We start from the raw sequence: 19,383 nt of genomic DNA on the forward strand, positions 1-19,383 counted from the left end.
GGCAGCAGGACATGCAGACGGACCCGGCGCGAGACGCCCTGGCACAGCGCATCCGGCAGAGCCTTGCGTCCCTCCCAGACGTCCAGGAGAAAAACATGTTCGGGGGCGTGGCCTTTATGGTGGACGGCCAACTGGCTGTCTCGGCGGGCCGGCACGGAGACCTGCTGGTTCGGGTGGATCCGTCAGATTACCGGGACTTGCTCACCGCCGGAGGACAGCCCGCCTTCCTGAGTGCGGGCAGGCCGATGGGCGAAGGATGGATGCACGTCCCCTTGGACATCATCGCGGACGCCGAAACCCTGAACTGGTGGATCGCCGTCGGCCGCACCTCGCGGAGCGTCTAAGCCGGATCGGCCAGCAGCGCCAGCTCCTGCCCTAGGTCGGTGTCCTCCGTGTGCAGGACTACGCGTATACCGAGTGCCTCTGCCACTTGGTTATTCGCCGGACTGTCGTCGATGAACACCACGTCTTCGGGGGCTACATGCAAATCGGCCAGGACCCAGTACGCCTCGGGACTCAGATCACCGGCGTCGAACCCATGACGTCCCGCCCAATAGGGGCTCGACGGCGGCTGCAGGTCGATCCCGGTGGCGCGGCACAGGTCGTCCCAGTCTTCTTGAACCGGCGCCGTCGAGATCACCATGCCGTAGTCGAAGAGGTACCAGGTGCCAGGGCGGGAAAGAGTTCTCACCGGACACAAGCTAGCAAAATGCAGCAGACCCCGCCGGAAAACCCGGCGGGGTCTGCTTCGAAACCACCAAACTACCGCTTCGCGCAGGGTTTCCCTGGGCTATGGGACTTCCCTGCCACCACGGGACAATCCTGCGCGGCGCCACGACAGGAAAGTCCCAAACTGGGAGGAATGTCCCAAATGGCAGGGTTTCCTGGCGCGGAGACAATCCCCGGCCCTCCGCTTTGTGCGGGCCATGCCTCTCAGGTCATCCAGTTTGCAGCCGGGCAAGGATGGACAGGCATACCGGGCGCCGGCCGACACGCGTTCCCACTGTTCGTTGTGCGGAGTGACTGATGTGACCCCATCTGCCCCAGGAGGCTACATAGATTGGGAACGCGTGTCGGGGGCCGGTGGTGGGGGTCGACTGGGCGGCGTCGGGCTGGGCGGGACCGCCACCGGACCCGACGGGGTGAGGCAGTCCGCTGGTTCAACCCGAATCCCAAACTGCTGGCCGGCAGCGGCCTGGCAACCTTCCTGGCCGCGGCCCTTGGCACATACACGGCATCCCGGACCGGGTACGCCGGGATTGGATGGGGCTTCTCCCTCACCGGCCTCGGCTCGGCGCTCCAGTTCCTCATCACGTGCCGCAAGCCGTAGAGGCCGGCGCCCCCGCGAAACACAGCAGGCCCCAAGAAACACTGCAGGCCCCTCCGGAAAACCCGGCGGGGCCTGATGCGAAACAACCAAACTACCGCTGCACGGCACCAAACCGCTCGGCAGCCAGCGCGACGGCGGCGGCACGGGACTCGGAGGCCTCGTCCGCGGTCAGCGTGCGGTCGGCAGCCCGGAAGCGCAGGGCGAAGGCGAGAGACTTGTGCCCCTCGTCGATGCCCTTGCCGGCGTAGACATCAAACAGGGCGATGTCTTCCAGCAGTTCCCCGGCGCCTTCGCGCAGGGTTTCCAGCACTGCTTCGGCCGGGATCTCCTCGGCCACCACCAGGGCAACGTCCTGCGTGGTTGCCGGGTACGCCGAGATTTCCCGGGCAACGATCACGTCCGGTGCAGCCTCGAACAGGGCATCGGCGTTGATTTCCAGCGCCACCGTGCGGGCCGGCATGTCCCGGGCCGCGAGCAGCTTCGGGTGCAGCTCACCGGCGTAGCCCACGGTTTCGCCGCTGCGCAGCGAGATCTTCGCGGTGCGTCCCGGGTGGAAAGCCTGGTGTTCGCCCTGGCTGATCACCAGTTCGACGCCGAGCACGTCGCCCATGAGCCGGGCCGTGTCGACGGCGTCGGCCCAGTCCCAGGCGCGAGGGGTGTGACCGGCGCCGGCGGGAGACTCGTGGCCGGTGAACAGCGCACCAATGTGCAGCGGCTGATCCGGAATGCCGTTGTACAGCGCGTCCAGAACCTCTTCCGAGGGCCTGACACCCAGCGGCGGAATGGACTCGGTGCCGGTCTGTTCGCCGGGCAGGAAGACCGCCGCGGACTCAAACAGCGCCAGGTCCCGGAACCCCCGGGACAGGTTCCGCTTGGCGACGTCGAACAGGCCCGGCAGCACCGAGGTGCGTAGGTAGCCGAACTCGGCGCTGAGCGGATTGGCCAGCTTCAGCGCCCGGAGCTGTTCGCCGGCAACCGGCGTGCCGAAGGTGTTGTTGTCCTCTTCCGTCACAAACGGGTAGGAGAGCACTTCGGTGAGACCTGACGCCGCCAGGGACTGCAGCAGGCGGCGGCGCTGCTGCTGGACACGGGTCAGGCCGCGCCCGGGAGGCGCGGTCGGCAGCGTGGAAGGAATCTGGTCGTAGCCCACCAGCCGGATGATTTCCTCGGTGAGGTCCTCACGCGTCTCCAGATCCGGCCGCCAGCTCGGAGGCGACACCCGGTAGCCGCCGTCGGCCTTTTCCACGTCAGCGCCCAGATCGGCCAGCGTGCCGGTGATCTGCTCCTCGGTGAAGTTGTAGCCGATCAGCTTGGCCGGGAAGTCCGCGGGCAGGAAGATGCTCCGGGTTTCCGGCGCGGTGCCGGCGTCGGTGATGGACGGATCAGCGGTGCCGCCGGCCAGCTCCACCAGCAGGTCGGCTGCACGCTGCGCCGCGATGTCCGCCACGTACCAGTCCACGCCCCGCTCGAAGCGCTTGGACGCTTCGGAAGGCAGCTTATGACGGCGGCGGGAACGGCCGATGCTGACATCGTCGAAGTGCGCTGCCTCGATCAGGACGTTGCGGGTGGTATCGGAGGCCTCGGTGGTGGCTCCGCCCATCACGCCGGCGATGCCGATGGGACCGGATTCGTCGGTGATCAGCAGGTCCTCGGAATCGAGGGTGCGCACCTTGTCATCCAGGGTCTTGATGGTCTCACCCGGAGCGGCACGGCGGACCACGATCTCGCCGGTGAGCTTGTCCAGGTCGTAGAAGTGCAGCGGCTGGCCGAGCTCGAGCATCACGTAGTTGGAGATGTCGACCACGAGCGAGATGGAGCGCATGCCGGCCAAGCGCAGGCGCGAGGACATCCACGTCGGCGTCGGACGGGTCGGGTCGACGCCGCGGACCGTGCGGGCAACGAACCGGTCGCAGCCGGGCTTGCCGTAGATCGGAGCTTCGTCGGCCAGGCGCACCGGGTACCCGGCGCCGTCGGCTTCCGGAACCTCCACCGTGGCGGCGGGGTCGGTGAACTTGGTGCCCGTGGCGTGCGCATACTCCCGCGCAGCGCCCCGGATGGAGAAGACGTAGCCGCGGTCCGGCGTCACGTTGATTTCGGCTGCCTGGTCGTAGAGACCGAGCAGTTCCATCGCGTCGGTGCCCACCTCGGGATCGAGTCCCAGGGTGGAGAGCACCAGGATGCCGTCGTGGTCCTCGCCAATGCCCAGTTCACGCACGGAGGCGATCATGCCTGACGACACGTGGCCGTAGGTCTTGCGCGGGCTGATCCGGAAGTCACCGGGCAGCACGGCACCGGGCAGGGTGACAACCACCTTGTCCCCGACCTCGAAGTTGTGCGCACCGCAGACGATGCCCTGCACGCCGGACGGATCGATCCCCTCACCGGTCAGCGTCTGCTCGGTGCCTTCGGGCACCACACGCACGGTGCACCAGTTGATGGTCTTGCCGTTCTTCTGCGGCTCGGGCTCCTTGGAGAGCACCTGGCCGACGACGATCGGACCCTGCAGCTCGTCGGTGGGACGGTGGACGTCCTCCTCCTCGAGGCCGACCTTCACCAGTTCTGCCATGACGTCTTCGGCGGTTGCGTCCGCCGGAACCTGGGCATACTCGCGCAGCCAGGAAAGTGGGATTCTCACTTAGATCTCCATCCCGAAATGTTCGCTGAAACGTACGTCGCCTTCGATCATGTCCCGCATATCCGTGACCTCGTTGCGGAACATCAGGGCACGCTCGATGCCCATGCCAAAGGCAAAACCTGAATAGACCTCGGGGTCAATGCCCGCTGCGCGCAGCACGTTGGGGTTGACCATGCCGCAGCCGCCCCACTCGATCCAGCGCGGGCCGCCCTTGGCACCGGGGTGCCAGATGTCCAGCTCAGCGCTGGGCTCCGTGAAGGGGAAGAAGTTCGGACGCAGCCGGACCTTCGCCTCGTCGCCGAAGAGCACGCGGGTGAAATGCTCCAGGGTGCCGACCAGGTCTGCCATGGTCAGGCCCTTGTCGATGGCCAGGCCCTCGAACTGGTGGAAGACCGGGGTGTGGGTCGCGTCGAGCTCATCGGTGCGGAACACCTTGCCCGGGCAGAGCACGTAGATCGGCAGGTCGCGTTCCAGCATGGAACGGACCTGCACCGGTGAGGTGTGCGTGCGCATAAGCAGGTGCGCTTCCGGTGGCTCCACGAAGAAGGTGTCCTGCATTTCGCGGGCCGGGTGGTCCGGCTTGAAGTTCAGCGCGTCGAAGTTGAACCACTCGGATTCCACCTCGGGGCCCTCGGCGATTTCCCAGCCCATGCCCACGAAAATGTCGCTGACGCGGTCCTGCAGCGTGGAAAGCGGGTGGCGGCCGCCGATGCGGCGGCGGCGCGGGGCAGCCGTGACGTCAACGGCTTCCTCGACGAGGATCCGGGCATCCCGCTCGGCCTCCAGTTCGACGGTGCGGGCGGCGAGCGCCTGGTTGATCCGTCCGCGGGCCGGGCCAACAACCTTGCCGGCCGCGGCCTTCTGCTCCTTGGGGAGTCCGCCGATCTGCCGGTTGGCCAGGGCCAGCGGCGACTTCTCGCCGGTAACGGCGATGCGGACGTCCTTGAGGGCATCCAGGTCGGCCGCGGAGCTGATGGCTGCGAGCGCTGCGTCGACGGCGGCCGCGACCGCTGCCTCGTCCAGCGGGTTGGGTGCCGCGGTGTCTGGGGAGTCCATCCCCGGTATGGAATTCGACATGTACCGTTCTTACCTGTTTCCGGCCGTGTTGATGGCTGTTCGATGGCTGTTCAGTGGATGTTCAGTGGCTGTTCAAGGAACGCTGGTCCGCAGGCGGGAAGTGAAAAAGCCTGCGGCTACCAGTCTAACCAACGAACACCTGGCCGCCGGGCAGTGTGAAGGCGGTCCGCTCCCCTACCATTGCCCCATGACTCCGGCACAGGCCTCCAGCACCGGCACACGCACAGCCGCCGGCCGCCACCGGCTGCGCCGCGCGGTGAATCTGATCAACGGCACGACGGCGGCGGGGATCCTGGTGGCGCGGACCGGCGGCTTGCGCCTGCGTCGCGGCCCGGAAGGTATCCTGCTCGCCGGGGGCTGGAAACACCGGCTCCCGTATGCCGCCGCTTTCACTTTAGGCAACGTGGTCATCTACCGGCCGCGGGTTTCGGCTGCCTTCGTACCGTCCAAGACGGGGCTTGTCTCCCCCCTGCTGCGGCACGAGGCCAGGCACAGCACCCAGTACGCCCTGCTGGGTCTGGCCTTCCTGCCGCTGTACTTCGCCGCCGCGGGCATTTCCCAGCTGCGCTCCGGCAATCCGGCGTCGTCGAACATCTTTGAAATCCTGGCCGGGCTCGACGACGGCGGCTACCGGCACCGCGGCACGGCCCTTCCCCCTGCCGGCTGAGGGCCTTTCACACGGGTCGCACGTGAAAACAGTCATTCGAACATATGTTCTAATGGTTGGATGAGGTGGCAGCAGCAGGAACCCAAGGCCGCACCCGCAGCGGATGCTTTGCTTCCGCTGCAGGGCCTGGTCAGGTCGGTTCAGACGCCGGCCTTTGCCGGCGTGACGTTCCACGAAGTTCTGGCGAAATCTGTGCTGAACAAGGTACCCAGGTCCTCCTCCATGCCCTTTGGCTGGACCGTGAATCCGTACCGCGGCTGCAGCCATGCCTGCGTCTACTGCTTTGCGCGCAAGACGCACAGCTACCTGGACCTGGACTCCGGTGCCGATTTCGACAGTCAGCTGGTCGTGAAGACCAACACGGGTGAGGTACTCCGCCGGGAGCTGGCCCGGCCATCCTGGAACCGCGAGCACGTGGCGATGGGAACCAACACCGACCCCTACCAGCGCGCCGAAGGCCGCTACAAGCTGATGCCGGAGATCATCCGCGCCCTGGCGGACAGTGGCACACCGTTCTCCATCCTCACCAAGGGCACCCTGCTGGCGCGGGACCTTCCCCTCCTGGCCGAGGCCGCTCAGCAGACTCCGATCAGCATGGGTATCTCCCTGGCCCTGCTGGACCCGGACCTCGCCCAGCGCGTGGAACCGGGTACCCCGTCCCCCAGGGCGCGGCTGGATTTGATCAGCCGGATCCGGGACGCCGGCATGGAGTGCAATGTGATGGCCATGCCCATTCTCCCGTGGCTGACCGACGGCGACGAGTCATTGGATGCGCTCTTCGCTGCCCTGGCAGCCGCGGGGGCATCCTCCGTCACGGCCGGCGCGCTGCACCTTCGCCCCGGCGCCCGCGAGTGGTACCGGCAATGGCTGGGCCGGGACTATCCGCAGCTGGCCGCAAAGTACGATGCGCTCTACACTGGCGGATCCTATGCCTCCAAGGAATACCGAACCTGGCTCGCCTCGCGCATCCGGTTCTTCAAGGCCCGTCATGGCTTCGACGGCGCCAACCAGTTCCTCGCCACCCGCAGCGCCGGGCAGGCGCCTGGCAGTCCACCCGCAGTCCCGACGGCGCCTGACACCCCGTCCGGGCAGCTGCGGCTTCCGGCTGCAGCCGGAACGTTGTTCTGATTTCGGCCCCGCAGGGCATTGACCCGCAGTCCACCCGCGCGTAATCTACAACCAAATGGTTGTAGATGAAGTATTCGAAGAATCCGTGGACCGTTTGTTCCATGCCCTGGCGGACAGTACCCGGCGCGACATCCTGCGCCGTGCGGCAGCCGGGGATTTGTCGGTCTCACGGCTGGCCGAGGCCTACCCCATGAGCTTCGCGGCGGTTCAGAAACACGTCGCGGTGCTTGAACTTGCAGGCCTGGTCACCAAGGAACGCCGCGGGAGGGAGCAGCTCGTGTGCACCACACCGGACGCCGTCAGGAGGGCACACCAGTCACTTGATGCCCTGGAGGTTGCCTGGCGCGGCCGGATGGAGCGGATGTCGGATCTATTGAAAGTTGAAAACAAACCGGCACCACAAAAGCAGCGAAGGGACCAGAACCATGAGCTTGACCAGCATCGACAAGGATTATGACGCCCTGACCATCACCGCGCTCGCCGAATTTGATGCCGCACCGGAGCAGGTCTGGCAGCTGTGGGCAGACCCGCGGAAGCTGGAGCGCTGGTGGGGGCCGCCCACGTATCCAGCCACGGTGGAACAGCATGAGCTGGTGCCCGGCGGGTCCGTCACCTACTTTATGACCGGACCTGACGGCGAGACCTATCACGGATGGTGGGAAGTCCTGGCGGTGGATCCGCCCAAACGCCTGGAGTTCCGGGATGGCTTCGCTGAGCACGACGGCAGGCACCGGGATGATCTGCCTGTCTCCACCGCCGTCGTCCGGTTCACTGGAACTGCCGGCGGGACCCGCATGGAAATGGTGACGTCCTTCCTCAACCGCGCAGAGATGGACGAACAGATCAGCATGGGTGCCATCGAGGGAGCGGCCGAGGCAATGTCCCAGATGGACGCCGTTCTGGCCGGTTGACCAGGTTCAGCCGTTGAGGGACGGATTCTGCACGCCGGCGGCCTGCAGCATGGCGGTGACTATCGGCAGGTCAGCGGGAATCCAGGGCAGCTGTGCGAGGTCCGGGGAGTCGAGCCGGACCCAGCGCAGTTCGTCGTGATCCTCCAGCGGCTGCGGCTCACCGTCGGTGAGCTGGACCAGCCAGACGCGCATCGCAGCGGACTGGTTCAGTGGCCAGCCCTGCGCCAGGGGTCCGGCAACCTCGGTACCCAAGGCCACCTCCACTCCCAGCTCCTCGGCTAGTTCACGGTGCAGTGCGGCTTCGCACGTTTCCCCCGGCTCCACCTTTCCACCGGGGAACTCCCACATACCGGCATACTGCTCGGGTGCGGACCGGCGGGCAGCCAGAAGGCTGCGCGGGCTGCGGAGGTCATCAACGATCGCGGCGCCGACTACCTGCTTCAACTCTGGATTCAACACAGCTCGAGTCTACGGTCCCCGCTGCACTACACTTGACGGCGACGGTTCACCGCCGTCCCCGGCCCGGTTTCTCGCAGCAGAGTTGTCGCTGCGGGTTTCTCCGCCGGTTTTCCGGCGAGAAGAACCGGCAGCCCCCTCCCCCTGCCAGCCTGGCCAACCATGCGCGTCCGTGTCTCCACGGCTCCGCGGCCCACCGCTGATCCGAAAGCATCACAACCCCATGCCTTCACGCTATGTCTCCCTGGCCATCACCGCTTTAGCCGCCGGCGGCTTTGCCATTGGCACCACCGAGTTCGCCATCATGGGCCTGCTCCAGGAGATGGTCTCCGACCTTGGCATCTCCGTTCCCGCAGGCGGGCACGTGATCTCTGCCTACGCCCTGGGCGTTGTGGTCGGCGCGCCGCTGCTGGCGGCGCTCGGAGCCAGAATGCCCCGCAAACGCCTGGCACTGGGACTGATGGCCTTCTTCGCCGTTGCCAACCTCTCCTCCTTCATTGCCCCGGACTACGGCTGGCTGCTGGTCACCCGGTTCCTCTCCGGCCTTCCGCACGGAGCATTCTTTGGCGTGGCCGCCGTGATTGCTGCCTCCCTGGTGGCGCCCACCCGGCGCGGCTGGGCTATTTCCATGGTGATGCTTGGCCTGAGCGTCGCGAACGTGATCGGAGTTCCCTTCGCTACCTGGCTGGGCCAGCAGGCAGGCTGGCGCTGGATGTTTGTGCTTGTCGGGGCGATAGCCCTGGTCAGCGTTGCCCTGGTGGCGCGGTTCGTCCCCTTCCAAGCGGCCCATCCGGACGCCAGCATCCGGCGTGAGCTGAGCGCCCTGCGCCGGATCCAGGTCTGGCTGGCCCTGCTGGTCGGCACCGTTGGATTTGGCGGGTTCTTCGCCGTCTACACCTACATCTCGCCGACCATGACCGAAGTGGCAGGACTCCCCCTCTCGGTACTGCCACTGATCGTTGGCCTCTACGGTGTGGGCCAGGTGGTGGGGAACGTGGTCGGCGGAAGGATCGCGGACCGTTCCGTCATGGGCAGCATCTACGCCGTACTGGCCGGTACTGCCGTCATCCTGGCGGTTTATGCGTGGGCCGTGCAGTTCAAGGCCGGCGCTATCATCCTGGTATTCCTGGTTGGTGCCGTCGGCTCCGCGCTGACCCCGGCCCTGCAGACCCGCCTTCTGGACGTCTCCCCGGGCGCACCGTCATTGGCTTCGTCCTTGAACCATGCTGCCCTGAACGTCGCCAACGCGCTGGGTGCCATGGTGGGCGGACTGGTCATCGCCTGGGGCTGGGGGTTCCGGTCGCCCGCCGTGGTGGGTGCCGTCCTGGCCCTCCTGGGCCTGGGCGTCGCGCTGCTTAGCGGAGGGCTGGACCGCCGCCGGGCGAGGCAGAGCCTGGAAGGTCCGGGGCAACCTGCGGGCGACGCAGGTCCGGTTCCAGATAAATCGCCGTCGCTGTAGGACCGAGATCCTCCCGCAGGCTCATGGGCCGTTCCGGTGCGGACGGATGCTCGGGGCTCACCTGGCGGCGTGCCAGTTTCCCTTAGCGGTTTTGCGCGCGTGCTGAGGCGTAGAGGCACACGGTGGCGGCCGTACCGACGTTCAGGCTTTCAGCCTGTCCATACACCGGGACGGCAACCCTGTTGTCGGAGGCGTCGAGTTCGGCCTGGGAAAGTCCCTGGGCTTCGTTGCCGAAGAGCCAGGCAGTCGGATTCTCCAGGCGGGGGCCGGAAGCGTTCCCGGCAGCGGGGCCGGGAGCCAGCCGGCGGAGGGCCGAGGCATCCTGGAGTTCGTCCAGATTCTGGTCACCGTACCCGTCAGCGGCGAGGATGGTGATGCCGGCGTCCTGCAGTGCACCGGCCAGCTCGGCGAAGTCCACACCCGAGACAACCGGGAGATGGAAGAGCGAACCGGCGGTGGAGCGGACGGCCTTCGGGTTATGGATGTCAACGCTGGAGGCCGTCAGGATCACGGCGTCAGCACCGGCCGAGTCCGCGGCGCGCAGGATAGTGCCAGCGTTCCCCGGGTCGCGCACCTCGCACAGAACGGCCAGGAGCTTGGGGCGCAGCGCCAGGACGTCGCTGAGTGCCGGAGACTCGATCCGGCAGACAGCAATGATTCCCTGCGGTGACACGGTGTCCGCCATGGCGGCCAGGACTTCGTCCGTGGCGAGCCGCAGCGGCAGTCCCTGGCTGAGTTCGGCCAGTTCGGGCAGGCGTTCCAGGCAGGCAGCAGTCGCAAAGACTTCGAGTACGACGCCGGGACGGCCTAAGCCGGCAGCGTTGCGGTGCGCCACAAGGGCTTCCCGCACCGCCTGCGGACCTTCAGCGAGGAACCGTCCGGTCTTTAAACGCGCCGAACGCCCCGCCAGCTTCGCTGCTTCCTTCACCCGATCAGCTCGGGGATTGGACATCAGCGGCGCTGGGGAGCGTCCGGCGTCAAACATGTTCAGCAGATACCGAACTTAGCCCTGGAACTTCTGGCGGGCTTCTCCGCCAGCAGGCTCCAGGCCGGCAGCCTTGGCTGCTTCCACGGAGTTGAACCAGTACTCAGCCTCAGTCTGCTCGTACCAGGTCGAACCCGGAACGTGGTACTTACCGGTAGCTGCACCCTTGATGACGAAGCCCTCGGGAGCTTCGCCTTCGGAAGCCTTGAAACCGCCGTCGGCAACGGTGGCGGTGGCGGCCGGAGCAGCCTTCGCAGCCGGAGCAGCCTTAGCGGCCTTGGCCGGAGCCTTCTTGGCAACCGGAGCTGCGGCAGCGGCCGGAGCGGAGGTGTCGGACGGCAGGGCATCCTTGGCAACCTGGACCAGGGTGGCGAACGCGTTGGCGTCGTTCACGGCCAGCTCGGCGAGCATACGGCGGTCAACCTCGATCTCAGCAGCCTTCAGGCCCTGGATCAGACGGTTGTAGGTGAGGCCGTTGGCGCGGGATGCAGCGTTGATGCGCTGGATCCAGAGGCGGCGGAAGTCACCCTTGCGCTTGCGGCGGTCACCGTAGCTGTACACGTACGAGTGCAGCAGCTGCTCTTTGGCCTTGCGGACCAGGCGCGAACGCTGTCCGCGGTAGCCCTTGGCGCGCTCGAGGATTACCCGACGCTTCTTATGGGCGTTAATCGCCCGCTTCACACGTGCCACGTGCGTACTCCTTAGAAATATGTCCCGCGCACTTCTTCTCTGTGCGGCGGCCTGCAGGAGGCCACGGGAAAACTAGATGGTTGGTGGAACAGTCCTCTGGCGGACCGCCCGTTGGAAGGATCGGCTACTTGCCGAGCATCTTCTTGATGACCTTGGCCTCGCCCGGGGTGACAATCTTGTCACCGGCGAGACGGCGGGTCAGGCGGGAGGACTTGTGCTCCAGGTAGTGGCGGCGGTTGGCCTGCTGGCGCTTGAGCTTGCCGGTACCGGTCAGCTTGAAGCGCTTCTTGGCGCCACTGTGGGTCTTCATCTTCGGCATGACTACCGATCTCCTTTTGGTTTCCGCGGGACAAGCCCGTGGGGATATGGGCACCTGTAACAGGTGTCAGGGTTTCCTAGGGACGCCTGGGCGTTCTAAGCGGTGCTGCGCTTGGCCTACTCCGCAGTGCCAGGCTTTTTCTGGCCGGCGCCCGGAGCGGGTGCCTTGCCAGCAGGCTTGGGTGCTGCGGCCGGCTTGGGCCGGGCAGCAGGCTTCGGCGCGGCCGGCTTGGCCGTCGGCTTCGGCACTGCCATCGGCTTCGGCGCCTCCGCTGGCTTTGCTTCGGCAGGAGCCGTGCGGGCCGCAGGCTTTGCGGCCTGGGCCGGCTTTGCTGCAGCAGCCTTGGCGGCTTCCTCAGCACGGCGGGCGTCGGCTGCTGCCTTGTCGGCGGCGGCCTTCGCAGCCTGGGCTGCATGCTCCTTCTCAGCCTTTTCCTGCTCTGCGCGGGCCTTGTCGGCCTCTGCAGCGGAGGAACCAAGGCGCAGTCCGTCCGGCAGGAGGTCTGCCAGGCTCTGCGTCATGGGGGCTTTGTCGGGGCTGGTGTCGACCCGCTCCGGCGCGTCACCGTTCCTGGCAGCTTCATTGGCCGCCTTGGACTCGGCGCGCTGGGAAGCGCGGCGGGCTTCAGCCTTCGCTTCAGCCTTGTTCTTGACCGGGCCGATGACCATAACCATGTTTCGTCCGTCGATGCGGGGGCTGGATTCAACAACACCCACCTCGGAGACATCCTCCGCGAACTTCTGCAGCAGGCGGATACCCATTTCGGGGCGCTGCTGTTCACGTCCGCGGAACTGGATCATGGCCTTGACCTTGTCACCCGCGCCGAGGAAGCGGAGGGCATGCCCGCGCTTGGTCTCGTAGTCGTGGGTGTCGATCTTGAGACGGAAACGGATTTCCTTCAGGACCGTATTGGTCTGGTTCTTGCGTGCCTCGCGGGCCTTGACTGCGGCTTCGTACTTGTACTTGCCGAAGTCCATTAGTTTGCACACCGGCGGCTTGGCCTGCGGTGCTACCTCAACAAGATCCAGGTCGGACTCCGCTGCCAGTCGCAGGGCGTCCTCGATCCGGACCACACCTACCTGTTCCCCAGCCGGTCCTACCAACCGCACCTCAGGGACACGGATCCGATCATTGATTCTTGGCTCGCTAATGTTGCAGCTCCTGTTTGATTCAAAACGGCTACCGCCTGCAAATGAAGAAGGCCTCCAATTGCAAGCGCAATCGAAGGCCTCGAGGGGTCAGCCGGCGCCGTTGAACAGCGCACTTTCCGCTGGGCGCCATCCATGGATGGTGCCCGGGAAGGGCCGACCTGAACCCGGCAACTCTGATCCGGCACTAGGCTGGATTAATCAGGTTGACGCGGGTGGGAGAGTCTCCGCTTGCATACCGGTTGTGCACTCAGGAAAGCAGCTCACTGCAGTGTTTCCACTGATGTTTCAGCTTTGCGGTGAGCTGCCGTAAGTAACGCCAACCGGTCGGTCTGTGACAAGCTTACCAGTATGAGTACCCCACAGAGCAATCCGGCTGGCGATTCTGCCCGCCACTCCTTCCCCGGCACCCCCGAAGAAGGCCATTCCCACACTGAAGCACCCCAGGTATCGGCGCAGGTCCGCGACATCGCAGAAGTTGCCGCCGTCGAGGTCATCACTACAGCTGCCGTTCACCTGATGAGCGCCGCCGCCGTCAAATGCGGCCTGGCTGAAGGCTCCGACGCCGAAGAGCTGAAGGACCTGGACGAGGCCCGCAAGCTGATCACTGCGCTTGCCGGGTTTGTCACCGCCGCCGCACCTGAAATCGGCAGCCAGCATGCCGGCCCGTTGCGCGACGGCCTGCGCTCCCTGCAGCTCGCGTTCCGCGAAGCCTCCATGGTTCCGGACGCACCGGGCCAGGGCCCGGGCGAGAAGTTCACCGGCCCGGTCAACTAGTTTCCAACTGCAGGAAGCCCGAAGAGTCCACCTGGACTCTTCGGGCTTTTTGCTGCGCTGCAGGGGTCTGTTGTGGCGCTGCGGGCAGTGCACCGCGGCGGCAGCGTTGTTCCGCTAGACCGCTATCCGCCGGCGGAGAACCACGGCACGGGTACCCAGGGTGAGGAGCGCCATCGCCGCGGCTGCTGCTCCCGCGAAGACGAAGCCGGACCAGGGGCCGATGGTGTCGATTGCTGCCCCGGCAAGCGGGGCGCCAATCGCTGTTCCGGTGGTGAGCGCGGAACCGTACCAGCCCATGGCTTCTCCGCGCCGTTCCTCAGAGACCAGGTCAGCGACGCGCTCCGAGGCTGCTGAAAGCACCGGTGCGCAGAGCAGGCCGCCCGGGATCGACAGCAGCGCCAGGCTGAGCGTGTCGGTGGCAAGGGACATGGGCAGTGTCAGTACTGCCATGGCCAGCAGCAGCAGCATCGGCGAGATCCGCCGGGTCATGGCACCGTAGAGCAGGCCGCCCACCAGGGAGGCGGCGCACCAGGCGGCGAAGACGATGCCCAGTTTGCCCGGGTCCCCGGAAGATTCAGACAGGGCAACGATCCCGACGTCGGTGCTGGCCAGCAGCAGACCGGCGCCGGCAGCAACCACGAAGACCACGGCGACGCTGACGCTCATCCAGGAAAAGGCGGCCGCAGCACGGCGCAGGAGCCCCCCGGAGTTCGCAGGGCCCCCGCCGTCCGCCGCCGCGGCAGCCTGGGTCAGTTCGGCGGCCGGCTCGCGCAGATGCGCCGGGGCCGAGGTGACAACGGCTGCCGCCGCCGCCTCCACATCATGCGGCGGGACGGTGCCGTCCGAAACGGAACGGGTGGGCGGGTTGAACCACATCAGGAACAGGCCGGCGGCCGCCGTCGAAACTCCCACAAGAGTCAGCCCCACGGCACTGGAGATGGAAGTGGCAAGCACAGCACCCACCGCGGGGCCGCCCATAAACACGATTTCCGTGGCGATGGAGTCCAGGGTGAACGCCGTGCGCCGCTTCTCCCCCGTGGCCAGTACGCCCAGCGACTGGCGGACCACACTGAAGACCGGCAGGGTGAAGAGACCGCCGATCAAAGCGAGCACCAGAAGCCACTCGTAGCTGACGTGCGGGGCAACGGACCAGATGACGGCCTCGGAAATCACTGACGGGATCAGCGCCTTGCGCAGCCCCACATTGTCTACCCGGCGGCCACGCCACGGTGCTCCGACCGCGATGCCGATCGTCACCAGGGCGGCCACTGCCCCGGCTGCCGCGTAGCCCTTGTCCAGGGTGAGCACCACGTGCAGAGTCAGCAGCACACCGGCTGCTGCATGCGGAAAACGGGCCAGCATTCCAACCAGGAGCACCCGGCGGACGGGGACGATCGTCAGCAGGTCCCGGTAGAGACGAAAGTTCACTGCACTTCTCTTCTGGCCCGCGGGCCTCTCAGCGCGTGATCTTCAGTTCCAGTGAATCCACGCGCTCAACAAATTCGGGGTGGGCGGCCAGACTGCGCTGCAGGGCCGCCGCGACGGTCTGCACTTCCTCCGGTTCGAGGCCTGGGACCAGTTGAAGCGTTATCCGCAGCTCCGGCCCGGCGCCTCCGCCGGAAACCAGCGTACCGCCTGCCGTCCGTGATGCGACGCCACCCGCGGCGGAGAGCTGGACCTGCCGGACCACCGGCTGCGCGGCGGCTGCATCGGACACGATTGCGGTGAGGGAATCGTCGGCATAGGACGGGACCCACGCCCTTTGCTGGGCCAGGGCCCAGGTGGCGGGCCGGCGAACCACGAAAGTCATCTCGCTGCCAGGATCGATAACGAGCAGCTGTGCCTCTTCGGCTACCGCAGAGAGGGCGGCACGCGGAGCGTAGACCGCCACCGGGCGCGCCTGTGGATGCCAGCGCGCAAGGGAGTCCACGGAGGAAAACACCGGAAGTGCCTTCCGCCCGTCCGGGGCAGTGAGAGTGACCAGGGCCAGATCCGCTTCCTTGTCAGCGGTCAGGCCGTGCTCTGATTCAGCTTCCTCGCCGAGCGTCGCGATGATGGCAACGTAGACCCGTGCTGTGGCCAGGGAGGCTACAACTTCAGCCTCGGTTCCCTTGCCCGCAACAAGGGCTTCGAGGGCGGCCGTGTACCCGGCATCGGGCTTTCCGTCGTCCTTATCGAACTGGTGGAGCGGATTGCCGTCCCCCTCCAGGCTGCGTCCGGCCCAAGGCTGGCCGGCGGAGTCGGTGGCTCCCCCGGCACCAGCCAGGGCGGCGGCAATGTGCCCGGGCAGTTCGCGTTTAGCCATGGCTGTTAACGCTCCGGGTGGCCTGCGACGTCGAGAGCCTGGGGCAGCGTGAAGGCTCCGGCATACAGCGCCTTGCCAACAATGGTGCCTTCCAGGCCAAGCGGGACCAGTTCGCGCAGCGCGGCGAGGTCATCGAGGCTGGAGATGCCGCCGGAGGCAACAACGGGGCGGTCGGTGCGGGAGAGCACCTCGCGGAGCAGCTCGATGTTCGGTCCGCGGAGTGTGCCGTCCTTGGTGACGTCGGTGACGACATAGCGGGGGCAGCCGGCCTCCTCGAGGCGGGCGAGGACCTCCCAGAGGTCTCCGCCTTCCTTGGTCCAGCCACGCGCGGCGAGCGTGGTGCCGCGGACGTCCAGCCCGACGGCGATGGCGTCGCCGTAGCGGGCGATCGCGCTGGCCGTCCATTCCGGGTTCTCCAGGGCAGCAGTACCAAGGTTCACGCGCCGGGCACCAAGTTCCAGGGCCTTTTCCAGGGATGCGTCGTCGCGGATACCGCCGGAAAGCTCCACCTTGATGTCCAGTGCCTTGACCACGCGCTTGAGCAGCGGAAGGTTGCTGCCGCGGCCGAAGGCAGCGTCCAGGTCCACCAGGTGCACCCATTCGGCGCCGTCGTTCTGCCAGGCCATGGCCGCGTCCAGCGGGTCACCGTAGCTGGTCTCGCTGCCGGCTTCACCCTGGACCAGGCGGACGGCCTGACCGTCGGCCACATCCACGGCGGGCAGGAGTTCAAGGATGGGAGTGTCTGTGAGCGTCATGTTCTGCTTTCAGTGATGATCCGGCTCAGAGGCCGTAGGTGAGTAGGTAGGCGCCCAGCAGGGACATGCCCGCCAGGACCCAGAAACTGATGCTGATAAACCTGGGCAGGCCCTGCCTGCGGAAGGAGATGGCTCCGCCGGCGAGCAGGCCGGCTACTCCCATGAGGACTACGCTCCACATGGCCTACCCCAGTCCCTTGAGCCAGTTTTCGAGCAGGGCAGCGCCTGCGTCCCCCGACTTTTCGGGGTGGAACTGAGTGGCGCTCAGCGGGCCGTTCTCCACGGCCGCGACGAAGGGACCGCCGTGGTTGGCCCAGGTCACCTGGGGCGGATTCATGGCCGGCTGGGTGACGTCGAAGTCCCATTTCTGCACGCCGTAGCTGTGCACGAAGTAGAACCGCTCGTCCTCGATGCCCTTGAACAGGTTGGAACCGGCCGGAGCCTCGACGGTGTTCCAGCCCATGTGGGGTACCACCTCGGCGGCCAGGCGCTCCACAACGCCGGGCCACTCACCCATACCCTCGGTCCGCACGCCGTGCTCGACACCTTCTTCGAAGAGGACCTGCAGGCCTACGCAGATCCCCAGGACCGGCCGTCCACCGGCGACCCGGCGGCCGATCATCCGCAGAGCGTCGACATCTTTGAGTCCCTGCATCACGGCGGCAAAGGCTCCGACGCCCGGCACCAGGAGCCCGTCGGCGTTGAGCACGTCCGCTGACTTGGAGCTCAGGGTCACATCGGCGCCCACCCGCTCCAGCGCGCGGACAGCTGAGTGGATGTTGCCGGAACCGTAGTCCAGGACAGTGACGCGGCGATTACTCAAAGTGCACCCTTGGTGGACGGGATTCCCTCGACGCGGGGATCCGGTTCGACGGCGGCGCGCAGTGCGCGGGCAAAGGCCTTGAACTGCGCCTCCACAATGTGGTGCGGATCCCTGCCGCCGAGCACTGTCATGTGCAGGCAGATCTGGGCATGCAGGGTGATCGCTTCAAAGACATGGCGGGTCAGCGAGCCCGTGAAGTGGCCGCCGATCAGGTGGTATTCCTGGCCTGCCGGTTCGCCCGAGTGCACCAGGTAAGGCCGGCCGGAGATGTCGACGACGGCGTTGGCCAGGGCTTCGTCCAGCGGCACGGTGGCTTCGCCGAAGCGGCGGATGCCCGCCTTATTGCCCAGCGCGGTCTTCAGCGCTTCCCCGATACTGATGGCGACATCTTCCACGGTGTGGTGCGCATCGATGTGGGTATCGCCGGTGGCCTTGACCGTGAGGTCAATCAGGGAGTGCTTGGCCAGCGCGGTAAGCATGTGGTCGTAGAACGGCACCGAAGTGCTGATGTCTGAACGGCCGGTGCCGTCCAGGTCCAGTTCCACGAGCACGGACGATTCGCTGGTGGTCCGCTCGAGGCGGGCGGTGCGTCCGATGACGGTTTCCACGGTCATTGAAGGTTCCTTTGAAAGAAGGGGGTCTCTGGTACCAGTCTAGTGTTTGAAGTTGGCTTCGGTTCGAGGCCGGAGCCGGCTCCGGCACTAGGATGCGAGCAGCGCCCGGAGGCTGGCGAGGAAGGCCGTGGTCTCAGCCTCGGTCCCCGCCGTTACCCGCAGATGCCCGGGAATGCCGACGTCGCGGATGAGAACGCCCGCTTCGAGCAGTCCCTGCCAGATGCGGGCAGGATCTGCAACGCCGCCGAAGAAGACGAAGTTGGCATCCGAAGGGGCAGGCTGCAGACCCATCGCTGTCAGTTCGGTGACGATGCGGTCGCGTTGGGCCTTGATGTCCTCCACGTTCGCCAGAAGGGCGTCGGAGTGCGCCAGGGCAGCGTTGGCCGTGGCCTGGGTGACCGCGGAAAGGTGGTACGGCAGCCGGACGAGGCGCAGGGCATCTGCGATCTCGGGCGCGGCGGCCAGGTAGCCGAGGCGGGCGCCCGCCAGCGCGAATGCCTTGCTCATGGTGCGGGAGACGATGAGCCGTTCACGGCCAGGCAGCAGTTCCAGGGCGCTCGGGGTTCCGGCGTGGGAGAACTCGGCATAGGCCTCGTCCACGATGACGATCGCGTTCGAGGCCGCTCCTGCTTCATAGACAGCGTCAACGACGTCGAGCCCGAGGGCGGTTCCGGTGGGGTTGTTCGGGGTGCAGAGGAACACGATGTTCGGAGCTGCGGCCCGTACCTGCTCCGCCGCGGAGTCCGCTGACAGGGTGAAGTCCGCCGCGCGTTCGCCGGTGATGTAACGGGTGCCCGTTCCGCTGGAAAGCAGCGGGTACATGGAGTAGGTGGGCGGGAAGCTCATGGCGGTACGGCTGGGACCACCAAAGGCCTGGAGCACCTGCTGCAGGACCTCGTTGGAGCCGTTGCCGGCCCAGATGTTCTCGATCCCCAGCCCGTGTCCCAGGTAGGCAGAGAGCCTCTCGCGCAGTTCGGTGAATTCGCGGTCCGGGTACCGGTTGAGCCCGGAAACTGCCTGCTGGACTGAGGCGGTGATTGCGTCCTGCACCTCGCGCGGCAGGCCGTGGGTGTTTTCGTTGACGTTCAGCAGGATGGGCACTTCCAGCTGCGGCGCACCGTACGGGGTGAGCCCCCGGAGATCGTCACGCAGGGGAAGTCGGTTGAGTTTTTCCAGCTGTTCAGTCACCTCTCCAGCTTAAGCCGCCCCCTCCCCCGCGCAGAATCCGCGGCTTTAGGTGACGCTGCGTAAAGACCCGGAAGGGGACACCGCGGCGCTTCACCGCCGGTCTGTCCTGGGCCGGG

The 19,383-nt window shown here is 66.5% G+C and carries 22 protein-coding genes; 7 read left to right on the forward strand and 15 right to left on the reverse strand.

Annotation, left to right across the window (positions count from 1 at the left end; genetic code table 11):
- The first annotated feature begins 11 nt into the window (after window positions 1-11).
- Complete coding sequence (locus H9638_RS03455; protein WP_191745837.1) at window positions 12-344, forward strand: TfoX/Sxy family protein; 333 nt, start codon at window positions 12-14, stop codon at window positions 342-344.
- On the opposite strand, the gene H9638_RS03460 is transcribed toward H9638_RS03455, so the two are convergent.
- The 3 genes from H9638_RS03460 to pheS form a co-directional block, all read right to left on the reverse strand.
- Window positions 341-691 carry an HAD family hydrolase gene (locus H9638_RS03460; RefSeq protein WP_318241768.1) on the reverse strand — a complete coding sequence of 117 codons (351 nt, stop codon included), beginning with the start codon at window positions 689-691 and terminating at the stop codon, window positions 341-343. The genes H9638_RS03455 and H9638_RS03460 overlap by 4 nt on opposite strands.
- Before the next feature lie 730 nt (window positions 692-1,421).
- A complete protein-coding gene (pheT, locus tag H9638_RS03465; RefSeq protein WP_191745838.1) occupies window positions 1,422-3,965 on the reverse strand; it encodes a phenylalanine--tRNA ligase subunit beta in 2,544 nt (847 codons plus the stop codon).
- Window positions 3,966-5,042 (reverse strand): phenylalanine--tRNA ligase subunit alpha, encoded by a 1,077-nt coding sequence (gene pheS / locus H9638_RS03470; RefSeq protein ID WP_191745839.1) that lies wholly within the window; start codon window positions 5,040-5,042, stop codon window positions 3,966-3,968.
- A 187-nt stretch (window positions 5,043-5,229) separates the two neighbouring features.
- Between pheS and H9638_RS03475 the strand changes: the two genes are divergently transcribed.
- The 4 genes from H9638_RS03475 to H9638_RS03490 are packed head-to-tail and all read left to right on the forward strand — an operon-like array spanning window position 5,230 to window position 7,748.
- On the forward strand, window positions 5,230-5,709 hold the full coding sequence (locus tag H9638_RS03475; RefSeq protein ID WP_191745840.1) for a hypothetical protein: 480 nt from the start codon (window positions 5,230-5,232) through the stop codon (window positions 5,707-5,709).
- 60 nt (window positions 5,710-5,769) lie between these two features.
- Window positions 5,770-6,837, forward strand: a complete 1,068-nt coding sequence (locus tag H9638_RS03480; protein ID WP_191745841.1) for an Rv2578c family radical SAM protein — start codon at window positions 5,770-5,772, stop codon at window positions 6,835-6,837.
- Window positions 6,838-6,892: 55 nt separating this feature from the next.
- Entirely contained in the window at window positions 6,893-7,294 is a 402-nt protein-coding gene (locus tag H9638_RS03485) for an ArsR/SmtB family transcription factor (RefSeq protein WP_191745842.1), read from the forward strand.
- A complete protein-coding gene (locus tag H9638_RS03490; RefSeq protein WP_191745843.1) occupies window positions 7,263-7,748 on the forward strand; it encodes an SRPBCC family protein in 486 nt (161 codons plus the stop codon). The genes H9638_RS03485 and H9638_RS03490 overlap by 32 nt, the downstream gene beginning before the upstream one ends.
- A gap of 6 nt (window positions 7,749-7,754) precedes the next feature.
- Here the strand turns inward: H9638_RS03490 and H9638_RS03495 are convergent, their stop codons facing one another.
- Complete coding sequence (locus H9638_RS03495) at window positions 7,755-8,204, reverse strand: (deoxy)nucleoside triphosphate pyrophosphohydrolase (protein WP_191746318.1); 450 nt, start codon at window positions 8,202-8,204, stop codon at window positions 7,755-7,757.
- A 223-nt stretch (window positions 8,205-8,427) separates the two neighbouring features.
- On the opposite strand from H9638_RS03495, the gene H9638_RS03500 reads away from it, so the two are divergent.
- Window positions 8,428-9,663 carry an MFS transporter gene (locus H9638_RS03500; protein ID WP_191745844.1) on the forward strand — a complete coding sequence of 412 codons (1,236 nt, stop codon included), beginning with the start codon at window positions 8,428-8,430 and terminating at the stop codon, window positions 9,661-9,663.
- An 82-nt stretch (window positions 9,664-9,745) separates the two neighbouring features.
- Here H9638_RS03500 and H9638_RS03505 read toward each other — a convergent pair whose 3' ends face one another.
- The 4 genes from H9638_RS03505 to infC form a co-directional block, all read right to left on the reverse strand.
- Window positions 9,746-10,648, reverse strand: a complete 903-nt coding sequence (locus H9638_RS03505; RefSeq protein WP_191745845.1) for a TrmH family RNA methyltransferase — start codon at window positions 10,646-10,648, stop codon at window positions 9,746-9,748.
- A gap of 18 nt (window positions 10,649-10,666) precedes the next feature.
- Window positions 10,667-11,338 (reverse strand): 50S ribosomal protein L20, sunset domain variant, encoded by a 672-nt coding sequence (gene rplT, locus H9638_RS03510; RefSeq protein WP_066302904.1) that lies wholly within the window; start codon window positions 11,336-11,338, stop codon window positions 10,667-10,669.
- Window positions 11,339-11,462: 124 nt separating this feature from the next.
- Entirely contained in the window at window positions 11,463-11,657 is a 195-nt protein-coding gene (gene rpmI / locus H9638_RS03515; protein WP_055240480.1) for a 50S ribosomal protein L35, read from the reverse strand.
- A 116-nt stretch (window positions 11,658-11,773) separates the two neighbouring features.
- Window positions 11,774-12,766: a translation initiation factor IF-3 gene (infC, locus tag H9638_RS03520; protein ID WP_404799622.1), complete on the reverse strand. Its 993-nt coding sequence runs from the start codon at window positions 12,764-12,766 to the stop codon at window positions 11,774-11,776.
- A gap of 390 nt (window positions 12,767-13,156) precedes the next feature.
- On the opposite strand from infC, the gene H9638_RS03525 reads away from it, so the two are divergent.
- Window positions 13,157-13,582 carry a DUF1844 domain-containing protein gene (locus H9638_RS03525; protein ID WP_191745846.1) on the forward strand — a complete coding sequence of 142 codons (426 nt, stop codon included), beginning with the start codon at window positions 13,157-13,159 and terminating at the stop codon, window positions 13,580-13,582.
- Between the two features lie 114 nt (window positions 13,583-13,696).
- Here H9638_RS03525 and H9638_RS03530 read toward each other — a convergent pair whose 3' ends face one another.
- The 7 genes from H9638_RS03530 to H9638_RS03560 all read right to left on the reverse strand — a co-directional run bounded on the left by H9638_RS03530 (window position 13,697) and on the right by H9638_RS03560 (window position 19,267).
- Window positions 13,697-15,010, reverse strand: coding sequence for an MFS transporter (locus tag H9638_RS03530; RefSeq protein ID WP_191745847.1), 1,314 nt, complete (start codon window positions 15,008-15,010; stop codon window positions 13,697-13,699).
- Between the two features lie 28 nt (window positions 15,011-15,038).
- Complete coding sequence (locus tag H9638_RS03535; RefSeq protein ID WP_191745848.1) at window positions 15,039-15,887, reverse strand: SseB family protein; 849 nt, start codon at window positions 15,885-15,887, stop codon at window positions 15,039-15,041.
- A gap of 5 nt (window positions 15,888-15,892) precedes the next feature.
- Window positions 15,893-16,642: a bifunctional 1-(5-phosphoribosyl)-5-((5-phosphoribosylamino)methylideneamino)imidazole-4-carboxamide isomerase/phosphoribosylanthranilate isomerase PriA gene (priA, locus tag H9638_RS03540; RefSeq protein WP_191745849.1), complete on the reverse strand. Its 750-nt coding sequence runs from the start codon at window positions 16,640-16,642 to the stop codon at window positions 15,893-15,895.
- A 25-nt stretch (window positions 16,643-16,667) separates the two neighbouring features.
- A complete protein-coding gene (locus tag H9638_RS03545) occupies window positions 16,668-16,805 on the reverse strand; it encodes a hypothetical protein (RefSeq protein ID WP_191746379.1) in 138 nt (45 codons plus the stop codon).
- 21 nt (window positions 16,806-16,826) lie between these two features.
- Window positions 16,827-17,465: an imidazole glycerol phosphate synthase subunit HisH gene (gene hisH / locus H9638_RS03550; protein ID WP_191745850.1), complete on the reverse strand. Its 639-nt coding sequence runs from the start codon at window positions 17,463-17,465 to the stop codon at window positions 16,827-16,829.
- The gene (gene hisB / locus H9638_RS03555) at window positions 17,462-18,079 is read right to left on the reverse strand and encodes an imidazoleglycerol-phosphate dehydratase HisB (protein ID WP_191745851.1); all 618 of its coding nucleotides are present in this window, start codon (window positions 18,077-18,079) and stop codon (window positions 17,462-17,464) included. Before hisB ends, hisH begins: the two co-directional genes overlap by 4 nt.
- A gap of 87 nt (window positions 18,080-18,166) precedes the next feature.
- Entirely contained in the window at window positions 18,167-19,267 is a 1,101-nt protein-coding gene (locus H9638_RS03560; RefSeq protein ID WP_191745852.1) for a histidinol-phosphate transaminase, read from the reverse strand.
- Between the last annotated feature and the right edge of the window lie 116 nt (window positions 19,268-19,383).

Origin of the sequence: Arthrobacter pullicola, assembly GCF_014836875.1 — a bacterium.
In the GTDB taxonomy this organism is placed as follows: Bacteria; Actinomycetota; Actinomycetes; order Actinomycetales; family Micrococcaceae; genus Arthrobacter_B; species Arthrobacter_B pullicola.

Bases quoted from the DNA above. Each gene is read 5' to 3' on its own strand.
- H9638_RS03455 (WP_191745837.1), top strand. From the start codon at position 12: ATGCAGACGGACCCGGCGCGAGACGCCCTGGCACAGCGCATCCGGCAG.
- pheS (WP_191745839.1), bottom strand. From the start codon at position 5,042: ATGTCGAATTCCATACCGGGGATGGACTCCCCAGACACCGCGGCACCC.
- H9638_RS03475 (WP_191745840.1), top strand. From the start codon at position 5,230: ATGACTCCGGCACAGGCCTCCAGCACCGGCACACGCACAGCCGCCGGC.
- H9638_RS03480 (WP_191745841.1), top strand. From the start codon at position 5,770: ATGAGGTGGCAGCAGCAGGAACCCAAGGCCGCACCCGCAGCGGATGCT.
- H9638_RS03485 (WP_191745842.1), top strand. From the start codon at position 6,893: ATGGTTGTAGATGAAGTATTCGAAGAATCCGTGGACCGTTTGTTCCAT.
- H9638_RS03490 (WP_191745843.1), top strand. From the start codon at position 7,263: ATGAGCTTGACCAGCATCGACAAGGATTATGACGCCCTGACCATCACC.
- H9638_RS03500 (WP_191745844.1), top strand. From the start codon at position 8,428: ATGCCTTCACGCTATGTCTCCCTGGCCATCACCGCTTTAGCCGCCGGC.
- H9638_RS03505 (WP_191745845.1), bottom strand. From the start codon at position 10,648: ATGTTTGACGCCGGACGCTCCCCAGCGCCGCTGATGTCCAATCCCCGA.
- rpmI (WP_055240480.1), bottom strand. From the start codon at position 11,657: ATGCCGAAGATGAAGACCCACAGTGGCGCCAAGAAGCGCTTCAAGCTG.
- H9638_RS03525 (WP_191745846.1), top strand. From the start codon at position 13,157: ATGAGTACCCCACAGAGCAATCCGGCTGGCGATTCTGCCCGCCACTCC.
- H9638_RS03535 (WP_191745848.1), bottom strand. From the start codon at position 15,887: ATGGCTAAACGCGAACTGCCCGGGCACATTGCCGCCGCCCTGGCTGGT.
- priA (WP_191745849.1), bottom strand. From the start codon at position 16,642: ATGACGCTCACAGACACTCCCATCCTTGAACTCCTGCCCGCCGTGGAT.
- H9638_RS03545 (WP_191746379.1), bottom strand. From the start codon at position 16,805: ATGGGAGTAGCCGGCCTGCTCGCCGGCGGAGCCATCTCCTTCCGCAGG.
- hisB (WP_191745851.1), bottom strand. From the start codon at position 18,079: ATGACCGTGGAAACCGTCATCGGACGCACCGCCCGCCTCGAGCGGACC.